Consider the following 14,742-nt stretch of genomic DNA (forward strand, 5'->3'; position numbering starts at 1 on the left):
CCCGATCTGCAGGGTTGTGCCATGGCGTCACCCACCGACTCCGTGCTTGCCACCCTGCGGCACCTGCAACGACGGGTCCTGTTTGGCGGCGGCGCAGTGCTGACCGTGCTGCTGCTGGCTGCCGGCGCTGCGGCCCTGTGGCTGCGGCTGGAAACCGTGCACCAGGAAGAACGTGACGCCCTGCGCCGTGGGCTGCAGACCATGGACCGCTACATCGGCGAACGCCGACGCGCCTACGTCGCCAGCCTGAACACCAACGCCACCCTGTGGGCCACGCAGCAGCCGCTGCTGGCGGCCCGTGGCATGCCCCTTGCCGAACGCCTGGCGGCCCAGCGGGGCCAGGTACAGGTGCTGGCGCCCGGCGCGCTGTCGGTTCCCTGGCTGGCGGTGTCGCCACCGCAGCCCCGCCTTGCCCCGCAGACCCAGGCTGCTTTCCTGGGCATGGTGGAAACCTATTCGGCCTACATGGCCGCCACGGTAGCGGCGCAGGATTCGCCCACCTCGCTTATCTCCTACACCTACGAACCGGAAGGGCAGCTGTTCGCGGTGGCCGGGCTGCAGGACGAAACCCAGCTGCTGCGCGCCATGGGCATGCAGACCCGCGAACAGGCCCTGGCCGCACTGCGCCGTACCGCCGATGAAGGCTGGCAGGGCGCGGGAACAGGGACCGACATCGCTCTGCCCAGCGGGCACCTGCGTGTGTACTACGGGCGCAGTCCATTTACCGGACAGGACGCGCTGGTGACCCAGATGCGCCTGCGCAGCGAAGGCACGCCCTTTGCCCACCGCCTCACGTTCGAGCCGCTGGATGCCCTGCACGAACGGCTGACCGAGGCGGCTGCCGGGACATGGCAGGTGGTGGACCGGCAGGGCCGCGAAGTACTGCATGCCACGGCCACAGAGGCACCACCGGCCCCCCAACCGTTGAACGGCAACCACCGCTTCGAGGTATCAGCGCCGCTGCGCGGTGTGGACTGGGTGCTGGTACGGCCCTACCACTGGGCCGATGTCTGGGCCACGCAACGGGCCTACCTGCTGGCGGGCGTGCTGATGCTGGCGGTGCTGCTGGGCGCGCTGTGGGTGGTGCTGCTGCGGGTGGACCGGCGCGTGTTGCGGCCGGCGCTGGAACAGGCCGCACGCGTGCATGAAAGCGAGGCGTTGAGCCGCACCCTGATCGAAACCTCGCCGGTGGGCCTGTGCCTGCTGGACCAGCAGAGCGGGCAGCTGATCCTGCACAACCAGGCACTGGAACAGCTGGCCGGTGGCACGGCGCCCGGTCTGGCATCCGTGGTGCAGCGGCTGGTGCAGGATGTGGGCGCGCCAGAGCCCGGCCAACCCTTCGCGGTTGCCGCCGCCGATGGCACCACCCCGCCGCGCTTCCTGCGCGCCATCGTGGCTCCTTCGCGCTACCAGCGGCGAGCGATCTGGGTGTGCGCGGTGACCGATGTGACCGCACAGGAAGAAACCCGGCAACGGCTGCTGGACGCCCGCCATGCGGCAGAAGCGGCCGACCAGGCCAAGAGCGCCTTCGTGGCGATGATCAGCCATGAAATCCGCACGCCCCTGAGCGGCGTGCTGGGCCATCTGGAACTGCTGGCACGGCAGCCCATGTCGGCGTCGGCACAGACGCACACGGCACGCGCGCGCAGCGCCGCCGGGGTGCTGCAGGGGCTGGTGGACGATACCCTGGACCTGTCGCGCATGGAGGCCGGCCTGATGCAGCTGCAGCCGGTGGCGTTTGATCCACGCGCGCTGCTGCAGCAGACCGCCACGCTGTTCGGGCCGCAGGCCGCCGACAAAGGCCTGCAGCTGGTGGTACAGGCAGGCGATGCGATGGCACCGGCCTATACAGCCGACGCACGCCGGCTCGCGCAGATTCTGCACAACTTCGTCGGCAACGCAGTGAAGTTCACCACTGCGGGAACGATCACGATCCGCGTGGATGCCCGTGTTCGACCCGAAGGAACCGAACACCTGTACTTCGAGGTCTGCGACACCGGGCCTGGCATCGCTGCCGAAGACCAGGCCACGCTGTTCTCACCCTTCGTGCAGGCCCATGCCGGCCGCGAACAGGGAGGCAGCGGGCTGGGCCTGGCGCTGTGCCGGCGCTTTGCCGAACTGATGGGTGGCACGGTGGGCGTGCACAGCACACCTGGGGCGGGCAGCCGCTTCCACGTGGACGTTCCTGTAGAACGTGCCACTGTCGTGGATGCGGATGTGCCCGGTGGGGATACTGCTGCAAGCAGGCCACCGCCGGGCGGCCATGCTCTGCTGGTGGATGACAGCGTGATCAGCCGCGATGTGACGCTGGCGCAGCTGCAGGCGCTGGGCTGGCAGGTGACCACCGCCGCAGACGGCAATGAGGCGTGGGAGCGCTGGTGCCAGGGCCGATTCGACATCGTCCTGACCGACCTGAACATGCCGCGCATGGATGGCCATGCGCTTGCTCGCAGGCTGCGCGCGGACAACGCCCGCGTGCCCATCGTGGCACTGACCGCCAGTGCGTTGCCCAACGACGCAGAGCGGGTACGGGCGGCCGGCATGACCCAGCTGCTGTTGAAGCCGCTGGACCTGGGCGCACTGCAGCGCGTGCTGCATTCCCTTGAACCGGATCCGGCCACGGCGGCGGCAGCTGCACCGCTGATGAGCGAGGCAGTACAGGCGCAGATGCGCGCAGCGTTCCTGAAAACGGCACGCACGGATCTGGCTGCACTGCGCCGGGCGCTGGAAGCGGGCGATGGCACGGCGATGATCGATCTGCTGCACAGCTTCAGCGGCGCACTGGTCTTCCTGGGGCAGGCGCAGGCCGCGCAGCGTTGCCAGCAGGCCGAGCAGGCACTACGCACCTGCGGTACCGCCGATGCGGCGGCAATGGCATGCGTTGCCGAGGCCATCGCACTGACCACGGCCAGCGTGGACGCGATTGAGGCCCTGCGCTGACACTGGCCTCAGTCGTAGGCGGCGGTGACCACGATCTCGGTCGAAATGTTGCCGGCATTGATCCCGCTGGTGGTGGTGATGTAATAGCCCGCACGCAGCGCGAAGCTGGCAGTTGCACCGGTGACGGCCACGGGGATATCGGCATCACCTTTCTTCAGATAGGTGTTGCCGCTGGTACCGGACAAAAGCGCGATGGATACCCCGGTGGCGGGTGTGGCGGTGGCGGTATTCTTCCAGCGCTGCGCATCACCGTCGGCAGCCGTACCGTCGAACGACAGGCGTGCGCGCGAAACACCCACGCAACCGGTGAAGTTGAGCGCGCCGGTCTTCAGCTTGCTGGGCGTGGCCGCGGTCATCTCATCCGCCTTCACCGGGTCCAGGGTGATGGCCGGCGCGGCCAGCGTGCAGGTGCCGGGCAGCACCCGCCCGCTGATGGTCAGGGTGGCGGTATCGGCAAAGGCCGCAGCGGGGGTCAGCAGCAACAGTGCAAGCAGGGCGTGTTTCATTCGGGCTCCAGTCATCGGGGGGTGGCCGCTTGGCCATCGTGGTCGGTGGGTTCGGCGTGCAGTTGCCGGGCATTGACCTGCAGCGCGGCGGGCAGCGGCGGGTGCGGCAGGCACTGCGCCTGGGTCCACGACAGGCCGTAGGCGTCGGGGGCGTCCAGCAGCTGGTAATCGAGGCGGCAGCGCGCGGGGCCTTCCGGGTCGACAATCAGCGCACCGGCCTCCTGCGCACCGCGCAACTGGATGACGCTGCCCTGCCCCACGGCACCGCGCGGCTGGCCGGCGTCATCGACGATGCGCGCGGCGAAAGGCAAGGGCTGGCCCAGCGCATCGGTGGCATCGATGAACAGCGTGCGTTCGCGGCGCACCTCGAACGCAACACGCACGATGCCGCCCGCGGTGGGCGCAATGCGGTGCGAGGTCTGCAGCACGTCCACATCCAGCGGCAGGCCTGCCGGGTCCAGGTCGATCTGGTTCCATCGGTACGGCGTGATGTGCGGCAGCAGCGCATAGCCGTTGCGGCCAACACGCACGCTGTGGCCGGCGCCGATACGCGCGCCTTCGGCGCCCTTGGCCTGCACCAGCGCGAAGCCATTGCCCAGCGGCGGGCCGAAGTTCACCCCGCCCCGGTGCAGCACCACGCTGCCGCTGGCACCCAGGGTCTGGCTGCGCTGGCCTGCGGCATGGCTGTAGCCGGCGTTGAAGTGTCCATGTGCGCCCTGGTGCCCCACATAGGCGCTCTGGTTGCGGACGCCATCACTGCCGTGGCCGGCCGACAGGCTGTAGTGGGTGTTGCGCTGTGCGCCCAGCGTGCCATTCAACGACAGCTGGGCCTGGTCCGTGCGTGGTGAATGGCTCAGCTGGGTACTCAGGCGCGGCGATTGCGGTGCAGTACCCAGTGGCACGCTGACATTCAAGGCATAGCGCGTGTCCTGGTCGCCGCGTTCGGAACGGTAGCGCTGCACCGACACGCCCACATTCGCACGCCGCCAGGATGTCTGCAGCGCCAGCTGCACGTCGTTGCGGCGCTGTCCGCTGTCCCAGTAGGCCACGTGGCCACCGCTCAACTGCAGCGAGGTGCGTTCGCCCAGCCGCTGGGAGAGATTCATCTGGTAGCGCTGGCGCGTGCGCCCGGTATCGACCCACGCGTCATCCGCCCGCGTAGCGGTGTCGTTCAAGGTGCGGAACCCGCGCGTGCTGAAGCGGTAGGCGGCCAGGCCGACATGGGTGCCGCTGCTGGCCAGGTAGCGTTGGTAATTCAGCCGGTAGCTGTTGCCGTGCACCTGCTCGCCCGTGCCAGGCCGCGCACGCGAGTGGGTGATGTCCGCGCCGAACGCACCCACTGGCGTATTCACCGCCGCGCCCAGCAGGGCGGCCTGATAGTGCTGCGCCACTTGGGCGCCGCCCAGCAGCGTCAGGTGATTGCTGATGCCATGGGCGTAGGTGCCTTCGGCGAACGGCAGCCTGCGCAGGCGCGCGCCGTCATCACGCAGGTGGCCGGCGGTGGCGCTGAAGCGCGATGAACCGGCGCGCAGTGCCTGCGGAACCGCTGAAAAGTTGACCGTGTAGCGCTGGCTGCGGCCATCGGCTTCGGTGACGGTCACCTGCAGATCGCCGCCGAAGCTGGTGGGATACAGATCGTCAATGACGAACGGGCCCGGAGCCACCGTGCTTTCGTGGATGACGGTGCCGTTCTGGCGGATGCTGACGACTGCGTTGCCTTCGGCGATGCCCTGCACGACCGGTGCGAAGCCGCGCAGCGAATCGGGCAGCATGCGTTCGTCGGTGGCCACGCGCACGCCGGTGAAGCGCAGGCTTTCAAACAGTTCGCCCCCGGTGCTGCCCTGGCCGAGCAGCAGCTGGCTGTTCCAGCCGGGAAGATCACGCTGCAGGTCGCTGCCCAGGGTGCGGGAACGTAGTCCAGCGGCGCCCTGGGTGATGGAGGCGCGGTGGCGCAGCCGCCAATGGCCCAGATTGACGCCTGCACGCAGGCCCAGATGGCCATGCTGCCGCCCCTGGCTGCTGTAGTGGTTGGCGGCGTAATCGACAAAGGCCGCGCTGACACCCGCATCGCGGTGCGCTGCGGGTACATGCCCGCGCGGCAGGCGCTCCTGCGCCGCCTGCGGCACGGTCAGGCGCAGCTGCAGGGTGCTGCTGTCGAAGGTGACCGTGGCACCCGGCACGCGGGTGGGCAGGTCCACGCAGGGGCCCTGCTCTTCGGCACCCGCTTCAAGATACCGAGCGCCCAGGCCCAGCAGCGGCAGCAGCGATGCAGGCAGGCAGGCCTGCGCATTGAGTGGGTCATCGCCTGCAATGAAGGCAATGTCGGCCTGCTGCAGGAATGCATCATTGAGCAGCACGTCCACGGCGTATTCGCCAGCCACGACGGGATTGCCCTGCGCGTACCGCGAGACATCGATGGCACTGCCGCCCAGCAGGAAGCCGTCACTGAACTCCACATCCGCGACCGGGGCCGCGTGGGTGGGAGTGAGTGCAAGCGAAGCTGCGATGGCCGATGCAAGGCGCACCATGCACGGGAGACGGGGCTTGGAGGAAATCATGGGTCTGCAGGAGCACGGCAGGGAGCGTCCGGAGGCGGAAGTCTAGGAAGGCGCCCGGCGGCCGACCATGCAAGAAGTTGCAGAAGCAGCGCTCCCACCACGGCAGGGCGCACGACCCAGCGCCCAATCCCTCAATTGCAATTAGTTGCATTCCCGCTGGAGGCAGCCGAACGGAAACTTGCGCATCGTTGCGGTCGGGTATCGGCCCGGCGTGCATCGAGTTCCATTCATCCATCGAGAAAACAAAATGAAAATCACGCATTCCGTGCTGCTGGCTGGCCTGGTCGCCGCCGCTGCATCGCCGTCGGCAATGGCTGAAAAGCTGGAGATCACCGGCGAACTGATGACCTCCACCTGCGCAGTGCAGTCCACCGGCGGCACCGTGACCGTACCCATGGGCAAGGTCGACCTGGTGTCGGTCAACGCCAATACCCGTGCGGGCCAGAAGAACTTCAGCATCCAGCTGGACTGCACCGGTTCGGGTGCAGCGCAGGAAGTCGGTGTGCGCTTCGGCGGCACCCCGCACGGCAGCACCGGCAACCTGGCACTGACCGCAGCATCGGCGGCCACCAATGTGGGTGTCGCGCTGTATGACGCCGTGGGCAACCACCAGAAGATCGGCGATGACCCGACCTATACCGTCACCATCCCGGCCGGCGGCAGCAGCCAGCTGGATTACAGCGCCTGGTATGCATCGCCGGCGCAGAACGCCACGGCCGGTACCGCCAATGCATCCGGCGATTTCGTGGTGATCTACAAGTAAGGCCACCGGCGGGAAGCCCGTGCACAACGGCTTCCCGCCCTCTTCCAGGAATGCCCATGAATCGTCGCGCCACCGCGTGGCTGGTCGCACCGCTGGCCGCCGCGCTTTCTTTTTCCACCGCTGCGGCAGTAACGCTGCAAGGTACCCGCATCGTCCACGATGCCGGCAAAGGCCGGGATGTCACGGTGAAGGCCACCAATGTCGGCACGTCACCTGCACTGACCCAGGTCTGGATCGATGCCGGCGACAGCCATGCACGGCCTGAAGACGTGCGTACGCCCTTCCGGCTGACGCCGGCCGAGCCACGTCTGCTTCAGGCGCAGCAAAGCCAGGCCTACCGCATCACCCATGCGCCGCGCCCCTCGGATCCGGCGCTGCCTTCGAGCCGTGAGTCGGTCTTCTATTTCAATCTGCTGGATGTGCCACCCAAGCCTGTCGGCAGCGACGGCAGCAACCTGCTGCAGTTTGCCGTGCGCACCCGCGTGAAGCTGTTCCACCGGCCCGCGGGCCTGCCGGGCCGGCCCGACGAGGCCGCCGCGCAGTTGCAGTGGCGCCTGCAGGCGGGCGCGCTGCACGCCTACAATCCGACGGCTTACCACGTGACGCTGGGCAAGGTGACCCTGGCCGATGGCCGCACGCTGGACGCAGACATGGTCGCGCCCGGCGCCGTGCTGCAACTGCCGATGCCTGCGGGCGATCCTGCCCCGGCGACCCTGTCGTTCCAATGGCTGGACGACTACGGCACCGCACGCGATGCGCAGGCAACCATCGTTCACTGAAGCATGATGCGGCCGGGAACCTGTGGGTTTCCCGGCCTTTTCATGTGTCAGCGGTAGTCCGCGGTCAACACGCCCTGCACCGTCAGCTCACCCGGGGTAAGCGTGCCGGTGGTGCGCAGGTAGCGCGCTTCCAGCGGAATCCGGTTGGTTCCGGCCTCGGAGACCCCGTGATCCCATTGCTGCCCAACCGTGATGGGCGTGCCGCCCCGGCGCAGCTGCACACGTACGCCACCGGAAGTACTGCCGGGTGCGGGCAGCAGCCCCGTCGTGCGGTTACCGGGCTGGTTCACATCGGTCACGGTCAGCTTGACCGGCGTGCCGGCGAAGGGGCAGTTCATCAGCACATCGAAGGGCTTGGCACCGGCAGTGCTGCCGCCACCCTGCAGTTCATCGGCAGAAACCGGATCGAGCGTGACGCTGGTATCGGACAGCGTGCAGGTAGGACCCTGCACGTTGACGCCCAACTGCAGGCGCTGACGCAGCTGGCTGCCCGGTTGCTGACGGACCGTATGGGTGAATGATCCAAGATCGGTGGAGGCGACCCCGCGCACAGGCCCGCCCGGGGAATAAAGTACGATGTTCAAGCGCAGCTGCATGTTCGGCCCCGGCACCCACATTCTGAAGGAACTGGGTACATGGGCGGAGATGAATGTCGTGAAGCCCACGCCTTCCTCATCCGGACTGTCCATTGGGCCATAGACATCGAGCTCCATCGTGACAAGCGGTGCACCGGGTGAGCCGACGAAGGCATAGGCTGGCGCCCCACCGATGTGCCGGACGTACTGAAGCCCGGCGAACTGTGGCACGGTGTCCAGATCGATGTCGCCATTGCAGCGCCCCAGTTCCACATAGGCAGCACCCCATGCAGTTGCCAGCCGCACATCCGGCACGTCGGTGTACTGGACGTCGAATACGCGATCCAGCAACCCATCGGGCACCTGCACCGGACATGCGATGGCCATGGAGGGAACAGCCAGCGAAAGCAGCACAGGCCACATGGGCCAAGGGGCGGAATGAGGGCGGCCCATGGAAGAACTCCGACGTATCGTAGCGTTCCAGACTAGGGGCGCAGCAGCCCGCTTCCCATGCAATAACTTGCAGATTTGCGGGAAAAAGCCTCCCGCATGGCCGGAGGGCTCACCCGCCCATGGCGTGGCCCTAACGGGTGAAGTGCTGGTAGCCGCCGTGGCTGGCTTCGCCATCCACCTGCACGCCCTGCCCTTCGGTAATGCGGCCGATGCGGGTGAGCGGAATCTCCAGCGATTCGGCCAAGTAGTGCAGCGCGTCGCGCTGGCTGGCGGCGGCGGTGAAGCACAGTTCGTAATCATCGCCGCCGCGCAGTGCGCAGTCGCGGACGTCGTCACGGCCCAGCAGTTCGCGCAGCGCGTGCGAGATGGGCAGCAGGTCGGCATCGACCTCTGCAGCGACGCTGCTGCGCGCGGCGATGTGGCCCAGGTCGGCCAGCAGGCCGTCGGACACATCCACCGCCGCATGGGCGAAGGCACGCAGGCGCAGGCCCAGGGTCACCCGCGGCGTAGGCCGCAGCAGGCGCTGGCGCAGGCTTTCGTAATCGGCAAGCAGGGTGGCGGTGGCCACGTTCAATGCGCCCTGCTGCCACAGGCGCAGTGCACCGGCGGCATCGCCCAGGGTGCCACTGACCCAGATATCGTCACCCACCTGCGCGCGGTCGCGGCGCAACGCCTGGCCACGGCCGACCTGGCCCATCGCGGTGACGGTCAGCGATAGCGGGCCACGCGTGGTATCGCCACCGATCAGCGCGATGTCGTGCTGGTCGGCCAGGGCGAAGAAGCCATCGGCGAAGGCATCGATCCAGTCTTCGGATGCTTCCGGCAATGACAGCGCCAGCGTGCACCACGCCGGGCGCGCGCCCATCGCGGCCAGATCGGAAAGATTGACCGCCAGGGTCTTCCAGCCGATGTCGAAGGCCGGGGTTTCAGCTGGGAAATGCACGCCGCTGTTGAGCGTGTCGGCGGTGACCACCAGCTGTTCGTTCGCACGCGGCTGCAGCAGCGCGGCGTCATCGCCGATGCCGAGCAGGATGTCGTCGCGCTCGGTGGTACGGGCGCGGATACGGTCGATGAGGGCGAATTCGGCCAGGGACATGGGGGCGTTCTGCTTTCATGTAGAGCCGAGCCATGCTCGGCTGCAGTTCGATCACGCGCCGCACTGCCGGACGCAACCGTGCGCTGCACGGTGAGCCGAGCATGGCTCGGCTCTACAGGAATCGGGTCAGTGACCCGATTCGACCTTGCGCCATTCCACGGCGGCACGATCCAGCACGCCGTTGACGTAGGTGTGGCCATGTTCGGAACCGAAACGCTTGGCCGATTCGATGGCTTCGTTGATGACCACGCGGTACGGCACGTCCAGGCGGTAATGCAGCTCGTAGCCGGCCAGGCGCAGCACCGCGCGTTCGATCGCGTCCACTTCTTCGATGCCACGGTCCAGATACGGGCCGAGCGCTTCGTCGATGTCGCGACGGTTGTCGAGCACGCCGTGCAACAGCGCCTCGAAGTACGCCAGGTCGGCGATTTCGCGGGCCTGCTCGTGGGCGAACTGGGCGATCAGCGACTGTGCGTTGCCGCCGGAGATCTGCCAGGCGTAGATGGCCTGCACGGCACGACGGCGGGCGCGCGAGCGCAGCACCGGATCGACGCCATCGCGGCGGACGGGTTTACCGGAGGGCTTGCCCTGGGTGTTCTTGTTCATGGCAGCTGCTCCAGAAGATTGACCATTTCCAATGCGGCGAGTGCGACTTCCTCGCCCTTGTTGCCGTGGCTGCCGCCTGCGCGGGCCTCGGCGTCTTCAACACGTTCCACCGCCAGCACGCCGTTCAGCACCGGCACGCCGAAGTCCAGCTGCACGCGCATCAGGCCTTCGGCGCAGCGGTCGGCCACGTGTTCGTAGTGGCGGGTATCGCCACGGATCACGCAGCCCAGTGTGAGGATGGCGGCATGTTCGTGGGCGGCGGCCAGGCGCGCGGCGACCAGCGGCAGTTCCCAGGCACCCGGCACGCGGATCACGTCGATGTTGGCTTCGGTGATGCCATTGCCGGCCAGGCTCTGGCGGGCGCCAGCGACCAGCGTATCGGTGATGCGGGCGTTCCAGCGGCTGGCCAGGATGGCGAAGCGCGCCGACTCGGGAGTGCGAAGATCGCCTTCGTAGTGGCTCATATGCGGCTTGGGGGACTCGATAAGGGGGTAATTCTAGCGTGGATGGGCCCCGGCGGTGATCGGCGGGGCCCAGGGCGTGCCGACCAAGGGTCGGCACCCACCGTTGGCGGAGGTGTGGTAGTGCCGGCCGCTGGCCGGCAATCCCGGGGATGCGGTTGCCGGCCAGCGGCCGGCACTACCCATTACAGGGTCACCGTCTCCACCACTTCCAGGCCATAGCCGGCCAGGCCGATCTGGCGGCGCGGGGTGCCCAGCACCCGCAGCTTGCCCAGGCCCAGGTCCGACAGGATCTGCGCGCCTGCGCCGTTGCGGCGCCACTGGCTCACATCCTTGTCCTTGCCCGGCACCACCGGCGCCGGCTGCTGGCGCAGGCGGGCCAGCAGAGACTCACCGTCGCGCGGGGCCTGCAGCACCACCATCACGCCGGCGCCTTCGGCATCGATTGCGCGCAGGGCATCGGTGGCGGCCACGCCGAAGTCGTCACGGCGCCAGTGCAGCAGGTCTGCCAGTGGGTTTTCCACCTGCACGCGCACCAGGGTCGGGGTTTCCGCATCCGGGGTGCCGCGGACCAGGGCGAAATGCAGGTCGTGGGCGATGCGGTCGCGGTAGGTGACCAGCTTGAACGGGCCGAATTCGGTGTCGATCTCGCGCTCGTCCACGCGTTCAACGGTTTTTTCGGTGGCCAGGCGGTAGGCGATCAGATCGGCGATGGAGCCCATCTTCAGGCCGTGCTCGCGGGCGAACACTTCCAGCTCCGGGCGGCGCGCCATGCTGCCATCCGGGTTCAGGATCTCCACCAGCACGCCGGCCGGTTCCAGCCCGGCCAGCATGGCCATGTCCACGGCGGCTTCAGTGTGGCCGGCGCGGGTCAGCACGCCGCCCGGCTGGGCAATCAGCGGGAAGATGTGGCCCGGCTGGTGCAGGTCCGACGGCTTGGCATTGGGTTTCACCGCGGTGCGGATGGTGTGGGCGCGGTCATGCGCCGAAATGCCGGTGGTGACGCCCTCGGCGGCCTCGATGCTGACCGTGAAGTTGGTCTGGAACTGGGCGGTATTGGCCTGCACCATCGGCGCCAGGCCGAGATCGGCGGCGCGGGTACGGTTCAGCGGCAGGCACACCAGGCCACGGCCATGGGTGACCATGAAATTGATGTCACTGGCCTTGACCAGCTCGGCGGCCATGATCAGGTCGCCTTCGTTCTCGCGGTCCTCGTCATCGACGATGACCACCATGCGGCCCTGGCGGATGTCTTCCAGGATTTCCGGAATCGGGGCGAAATTCATGCGACATCTCCCTGTGGGTGCTGACCGTTGGTCGGCACACTGATCAGCCGCTCCACATAACGGGCGACCAGATCGATTTCAAGGTTGACCGCGCTGCCCACGCCGGTGGCGGAGAACGCAGTGTTGGCGACGGTGTGCGGAATGAGGGCGACTTCGAAGCCTTCATCGTCCACTTCGTTGACGGTGAGGCTGACGCCATCCACGCAGATCGAGCCCTTCCTGGCGATGTAGCGGCGCAGCGAGGCTGGTGCGGCGAAACGCCAGCGCTGGGCGCGCGCATCTTCGTGGATGGACAGCACCTGGCCGAGGCCGTCGACGTGGCCGCTGACCAGATGACCGCCAAGGCGGTCGGTCGGGCGCATGGCGCGCTCCAGGTTGATGACCGCGCCCTCGCCCAGCTGGCCCAGCGTGGTCAGGCCCAGGGTCTCGGTGGAGGCATCGGCCTGGAAGCTGCTGGCGTCGAATGCGATGACGGTGAGGCAGACGCCGTTGATGGCGATGCTCTCGCCCATCTGCACGTTGTCGAACGGCAGATTCCCGACGTTGAAGGTGAAGCGGACATCGCCGCCGATGGGTTCGCGTGCGGCCAGACGGCCGACGCCTTCGATGATTCCAGTAAACAAGTAACGTTCTCCGCGGAATGTGAGCGAAAAACGCCGCAAGGCAAACAGGCGCACACAGGGCATGAGCCCTGTGGCACCGTCTTCTTTCATCCGGACTATGACCGTCGGCTCCGGCATTGGACCGGATCTGCTGACCCCCGGCCGTGGGCCGGGGCGCTCGCGGGCTCGTGCTTGCGCACCTACCGCCGGTGGGGAATTGCACCCCGCCCTGAAGACGTTTGTGTACCGGCGAACCGGCGTGGCCAGTGTACCAGCCCGGGCTGAACGGGGTCGGATGCCACAGCTGTGACGGCCGTCGCTCGCAATTTGTAAAACTTTCATTAAAATTCTGCCCCGGACGACATGAGGTCGCCACGGGCAGCCCACTGGGCAGGCCCGCCAAAGGACTGAAACTCACAGGAATTCCCATGCGCAAGATGCTGATCGTGGCCGCCCTGCTGGCCGCCGCCCCGTTCTCGGCTTCGGCCGACGCCCTGAGCTACACCTACGTTGAAGGCGGCTGGACGCAGGTCAAGGTTGACGACAACGCACTGGACGACCCCAAGGTCGACGGCGGCTACCTGCGTGGCTCGGTGGCCATCGCCGAACAGGTCTACGTGTTCGGTGGCTGGTCGCGCACCAGCAAGACCCGCCATTACGGCGAAGATTCGCTGAAGCTGGAGCTGAACCAGCCGGAGCTGGGCATTGGCTACCACATGCCGTGGAGCGACCGCGTGGACTTCACCGCCGATGCCGCCTGGGTGCGCCAGAACGCCGAATCGACCCTGCGCTATGACGGCGTGCGTTACCACGGCAAGGACCACACCAATCTGGGCCGCATCACCATGGGTATCCGCGGCAAGCCGTCGCGCATGACCGAAGCCTGGGCCAAGGCCGGCTACATGGATGGCGGCAACAACTTCAAGGGCACTTGGGTCGGCACCGTCGGCGGCCAGGTCAACTTCACCCGGACCTGGGGCCTGGTGGGCGAGATCTCCGGCTACCGCGACGTCACCCAGTACTCGGTCGGCGTGCGCGCCAGCTTCTGATCCAACGATCGCTCCTCGTCGTGCGATCGAACGGGCCCCGCAAGGGGCCCGTTTTTTTGGCCGGAGTAAACCGCCATGTGACCTCGGGCCGCCATCGAAAGTACCGCTGGATGCGCTAGGCTTGCGCGCCTCTGGAACAGGAAAACACCGTCATGAAGACCTTCACCCGTACCCTGCTGGCCAGCGCCCTGCTGTGCGCCCCGCTGATGGCCGGCGCTGCATCGGCCCAACTGACCCCCGAGCAGGCCTTCGACCTGTACGCGCGTACCCTGCTGGAAGACGACGCTGCTGCTACCCGCACGCTCAACGACGCGCTGAAACCCGCCTTTGAAGGCCAGGACGCGGTGACACCGACCCCGGGCGCGCTGGCCAAGGCATTGGCCGAACCCTGGCAGACCGTACTTGCCAGCACCGGTGCCCAGGCCGACGCAGCGGCCACCGAAGCGCTGTATGCCAAGGCGCTGCGTGATTCGAAGTGCCGCGCGACCAAGAGCGTGATCGAAGACAACGAATACGTTGAAGACCAGAAGCTGGCGCGCATCAGTTTCAGCTGCCAGGTGCCCGACCTGGGCAAGGTGCGCCCGCTGTTCGCCGCCAGCCTGGCCGCCGATGCCAGCCCGGCCGCGCGCAAGCAGTTCACCGATGCCTACACCCAGGCACTGCAGAGTGGCGCGCGCGTGCCGGTCAGCGGCACCTTCACCCTGTACCCGGCCAAGGACAACGGCTACTGGTACAGCGGAAACTTCGATGACCTGGTGGGCATCGTGGCCGGCGCGCTGGCACCGTTCGAAGACTGGATGCAGGACGCGCAGGCGGCCAACGCGCCGAAGGTAACCGGCGTACCGGGCTGCGACCTGTTGCTGCAGCAGCACCGCAGCTGCGTGGCGAAGATCGCACCGGACCAGATCGGCGGCGTGGACGCGATGGCCGAGGAACTGAAGGCCAAGGCCCAGGTGAAGTCGGCCGACGAGATGACGCAGGAGTGCAAGGCGCTGCGCCCGATCGCCGAGATGATGTGGACCGACGCGTGCGCGTAAGCTGACGCGATGGCAACGTCAGCGATGCACA

13 protein-coding genes and 1 riboswitch are annotated in these 14,742 nt (G+C 67.5%); of the genes, 5 read left to right on the plus strand and 8 right to left on the minus strand.

Features of this window, described 5'->3' with window-relative positions; all coding sequences use genetic code 11:
• Positions 1 to 21 precede the first annotated feature (21 nt).
• On the plus strand, positions 22 to 2,940 hold the full coding sequence (locus AC5P57_RS19745) for a hybrid sensor histidine kinase/response regulator (RefSeq protein WP_262234542.1): 2,919 nt from the start codon (positions 22 to 24) through the stop codon (positions 2,938 to 2,940).
• 8 nt (positions 2,941 to 2,948) lie between these two features.
• On the opposite strand, the gene AC5P57_RS19750 is transcribed toward AC5P57_RS19745, so the two are convergent.
• Positions 2,949 to 3,446: a fimbrial protein gene (locus tag AC5P57_RS19750; protein ID WP_262234541.1), complete on the minus strand. Its 498-nt coding sequence runs from the start codon at positions 3,444 to 3,446 to the stop codon at positions 2,949 to 2,951.
• An 11-nt stretch (positions 3,447 to 3,457) separates the two neighbouring features.
• On the minus strand, positions 3,458 to 5,974 hold the full coding sequence (locus AC5P57_RS19755; RefSeq protein ID WP_495219761.1) for a fimbria/pilus outer membrane usher protein: 2,517 nt from the start codon (positions 5,972 to 5,974) through the stop codon (positions 3,458 to 3,460).
• 277 nt (positions 5,975 to 6,251) lie between these two features.
• Between AC5P57_RS19755 and AC5P57_RS19760 the strand changes: the two genes are divergently transcribed.
• Together AC5P57_RS19760 and AC5P57_RS19765 are read left to right on the plus strand one after the other, a co-directional pair.
• Complete coding sequence (locus AC5P57_RS19760; RefSeq protein WP_142807243.1) at positions 6,252 to 6,767, plus strand: fimbrial protein; 516 nt, start codon at positions 6,252 to 6,254, stop codon at positions 6,765 to 6,767.
• 56 nt (positions 6,768 to 6,823) lie between these two features.
• The gene (locus AC5P57_RS19765; RefSeq protein ID WP_099553576.1) at positions 6,824 to 7,546 is read left to right on the plus strand and encodes a fimbrial biogenesis chaperone; all 723 of its coding nucleotides are present in this window, start codon (positions 6,824 to 6,826) and stop codon (positions 7,544 to 7,546) included.
• A 47-nt stretch (positions 7,547 to 7,593) separates the two neighbouring features.
• Here the strand turns inward: AC5P57_RS19765 and AC5P57_RS19770 are convergent, their stop codons facing one another.
• From AC5P57_RS19770 to AC5P57_RS19795, 6 genes are all read right to left on the minus strand, one after another.
• Positions 7,594 to 8,508, minus strand: coding sequence for a fimbrial protein (locus tag AC5P57_RS19770; RefSeq protein ID WP_262234539.1), 915 nt, complete (start codon positions 8,506 to 8,508; stop codon positions 7,594 to 7,596).
• Positions 8,509 to 8,704: 196 nt separating this feature from the next.
• Entirely contained in the window at positions 8,705 to 9,670 is a 966-nt protein-coding gene (thiL, locus tag AC5P57_RS19775) for a thiamine-phosphate kinase (protein ID WP_262234538.1), read from the minus strand.
• A gap of 126 nt (positions 9,671 to 9,796) precedes the next feature.
• On the minus strand, positions 9,797 to 10,276 hold the full coding sequence (gene nusB / locus AC5P57_RS19780; protein ID WP_262234537.1) for a transcription antitermination factor NusB: 480 nt from the start codon (positions 10,274 to 10,276) through the stop codon (positions 9,797 to 9,799).
• Positions 10,273 to 10,740, minus strand: coding sequence for a 6,7-dimethyl-8-ribityllumazine synthase (gene ribH, locus AC5P57_RS19785; RefSeq protein ID WP_010481977.1), 468 nt, complete (start codon positions 10,738 to 10,740; stop codon positions 10,273 to 10,275). The genes nusB and ribH overlap by 4 nt, the downstream gene beginning before the upstream one ends.
• A 182-nt stretch (positions 10,741 to 10,922) precedes the next feature.
• Entirely contained in the window at positions 10,923 to 12,023 is a 1,101-nt protein-coding gene (gene ribB, locus AC5P57_RS19790) for a 3,4-dihydroxy-2-butanone-4-phosphate synthase (protein ID WP_099553571.1), read from the minus strand.
• The gene (locus AC5P57_RS19795; RefSeq protein WP_099553694.1) at positions 12,020 to 12,646 is read right to left on the minus strand and encodes a riboflavin synthase; all 627 of its coding nucleotides are present in this window, start codon (positions 12,644 to 12,646) and stop codon (positions 12,020 to 12,022) included. The genes ribB and AC5P57_RS19795 overlap by 4 nt, the downstream gene beginning before the upstream one ends.
• 74 nt (positions 12,647 to 12,720) lie before the next feature.
• Positions 12,721 to 12,866: riboswitch (FMN riboswitch) on the minus strand.
• 187 nt (positions 12,867 to 13,053) lie between these two features.
• On the opposite strand from AC5P57_RS19795, the gene AC5P57_RS19800 reads away from it, so the two are divergent.
• The gene (locus tag AC5P57_RS19800) at positions 13,054 to 13,674 is read left to right on the plus strand and encodes an outer membrane beta-barrel protein (protein ID WP_099553569.1); all 621 of its coding nucleotides are present in this window, start codon (positions 13,054 to 13,056) and stop codon (positions 13,672 to 13,674) included.
• A 152-nt stretch (positions 13,675 to 13,826) separates the two neighbouring features.
• Positions 13,827 to 14,711 carry a hypothetical protein gene (locus AC5P57_RS19805; protein ID WP_262234535.1) on the plus strand — a complete coding sequence of 295 codons (885 nt, stop codon included), beginning with the start codon at positions 13,827 to 13,829 and terminating at the stop codon, positions 14,709 to 14,711.
• Positions 14,712 to 14,742 lie beyond the last annotated feature (31 nt).

It is taken from the genome of Stenotrophomonas sp. YJH_SMC_79, assembly GCF_059367995.1.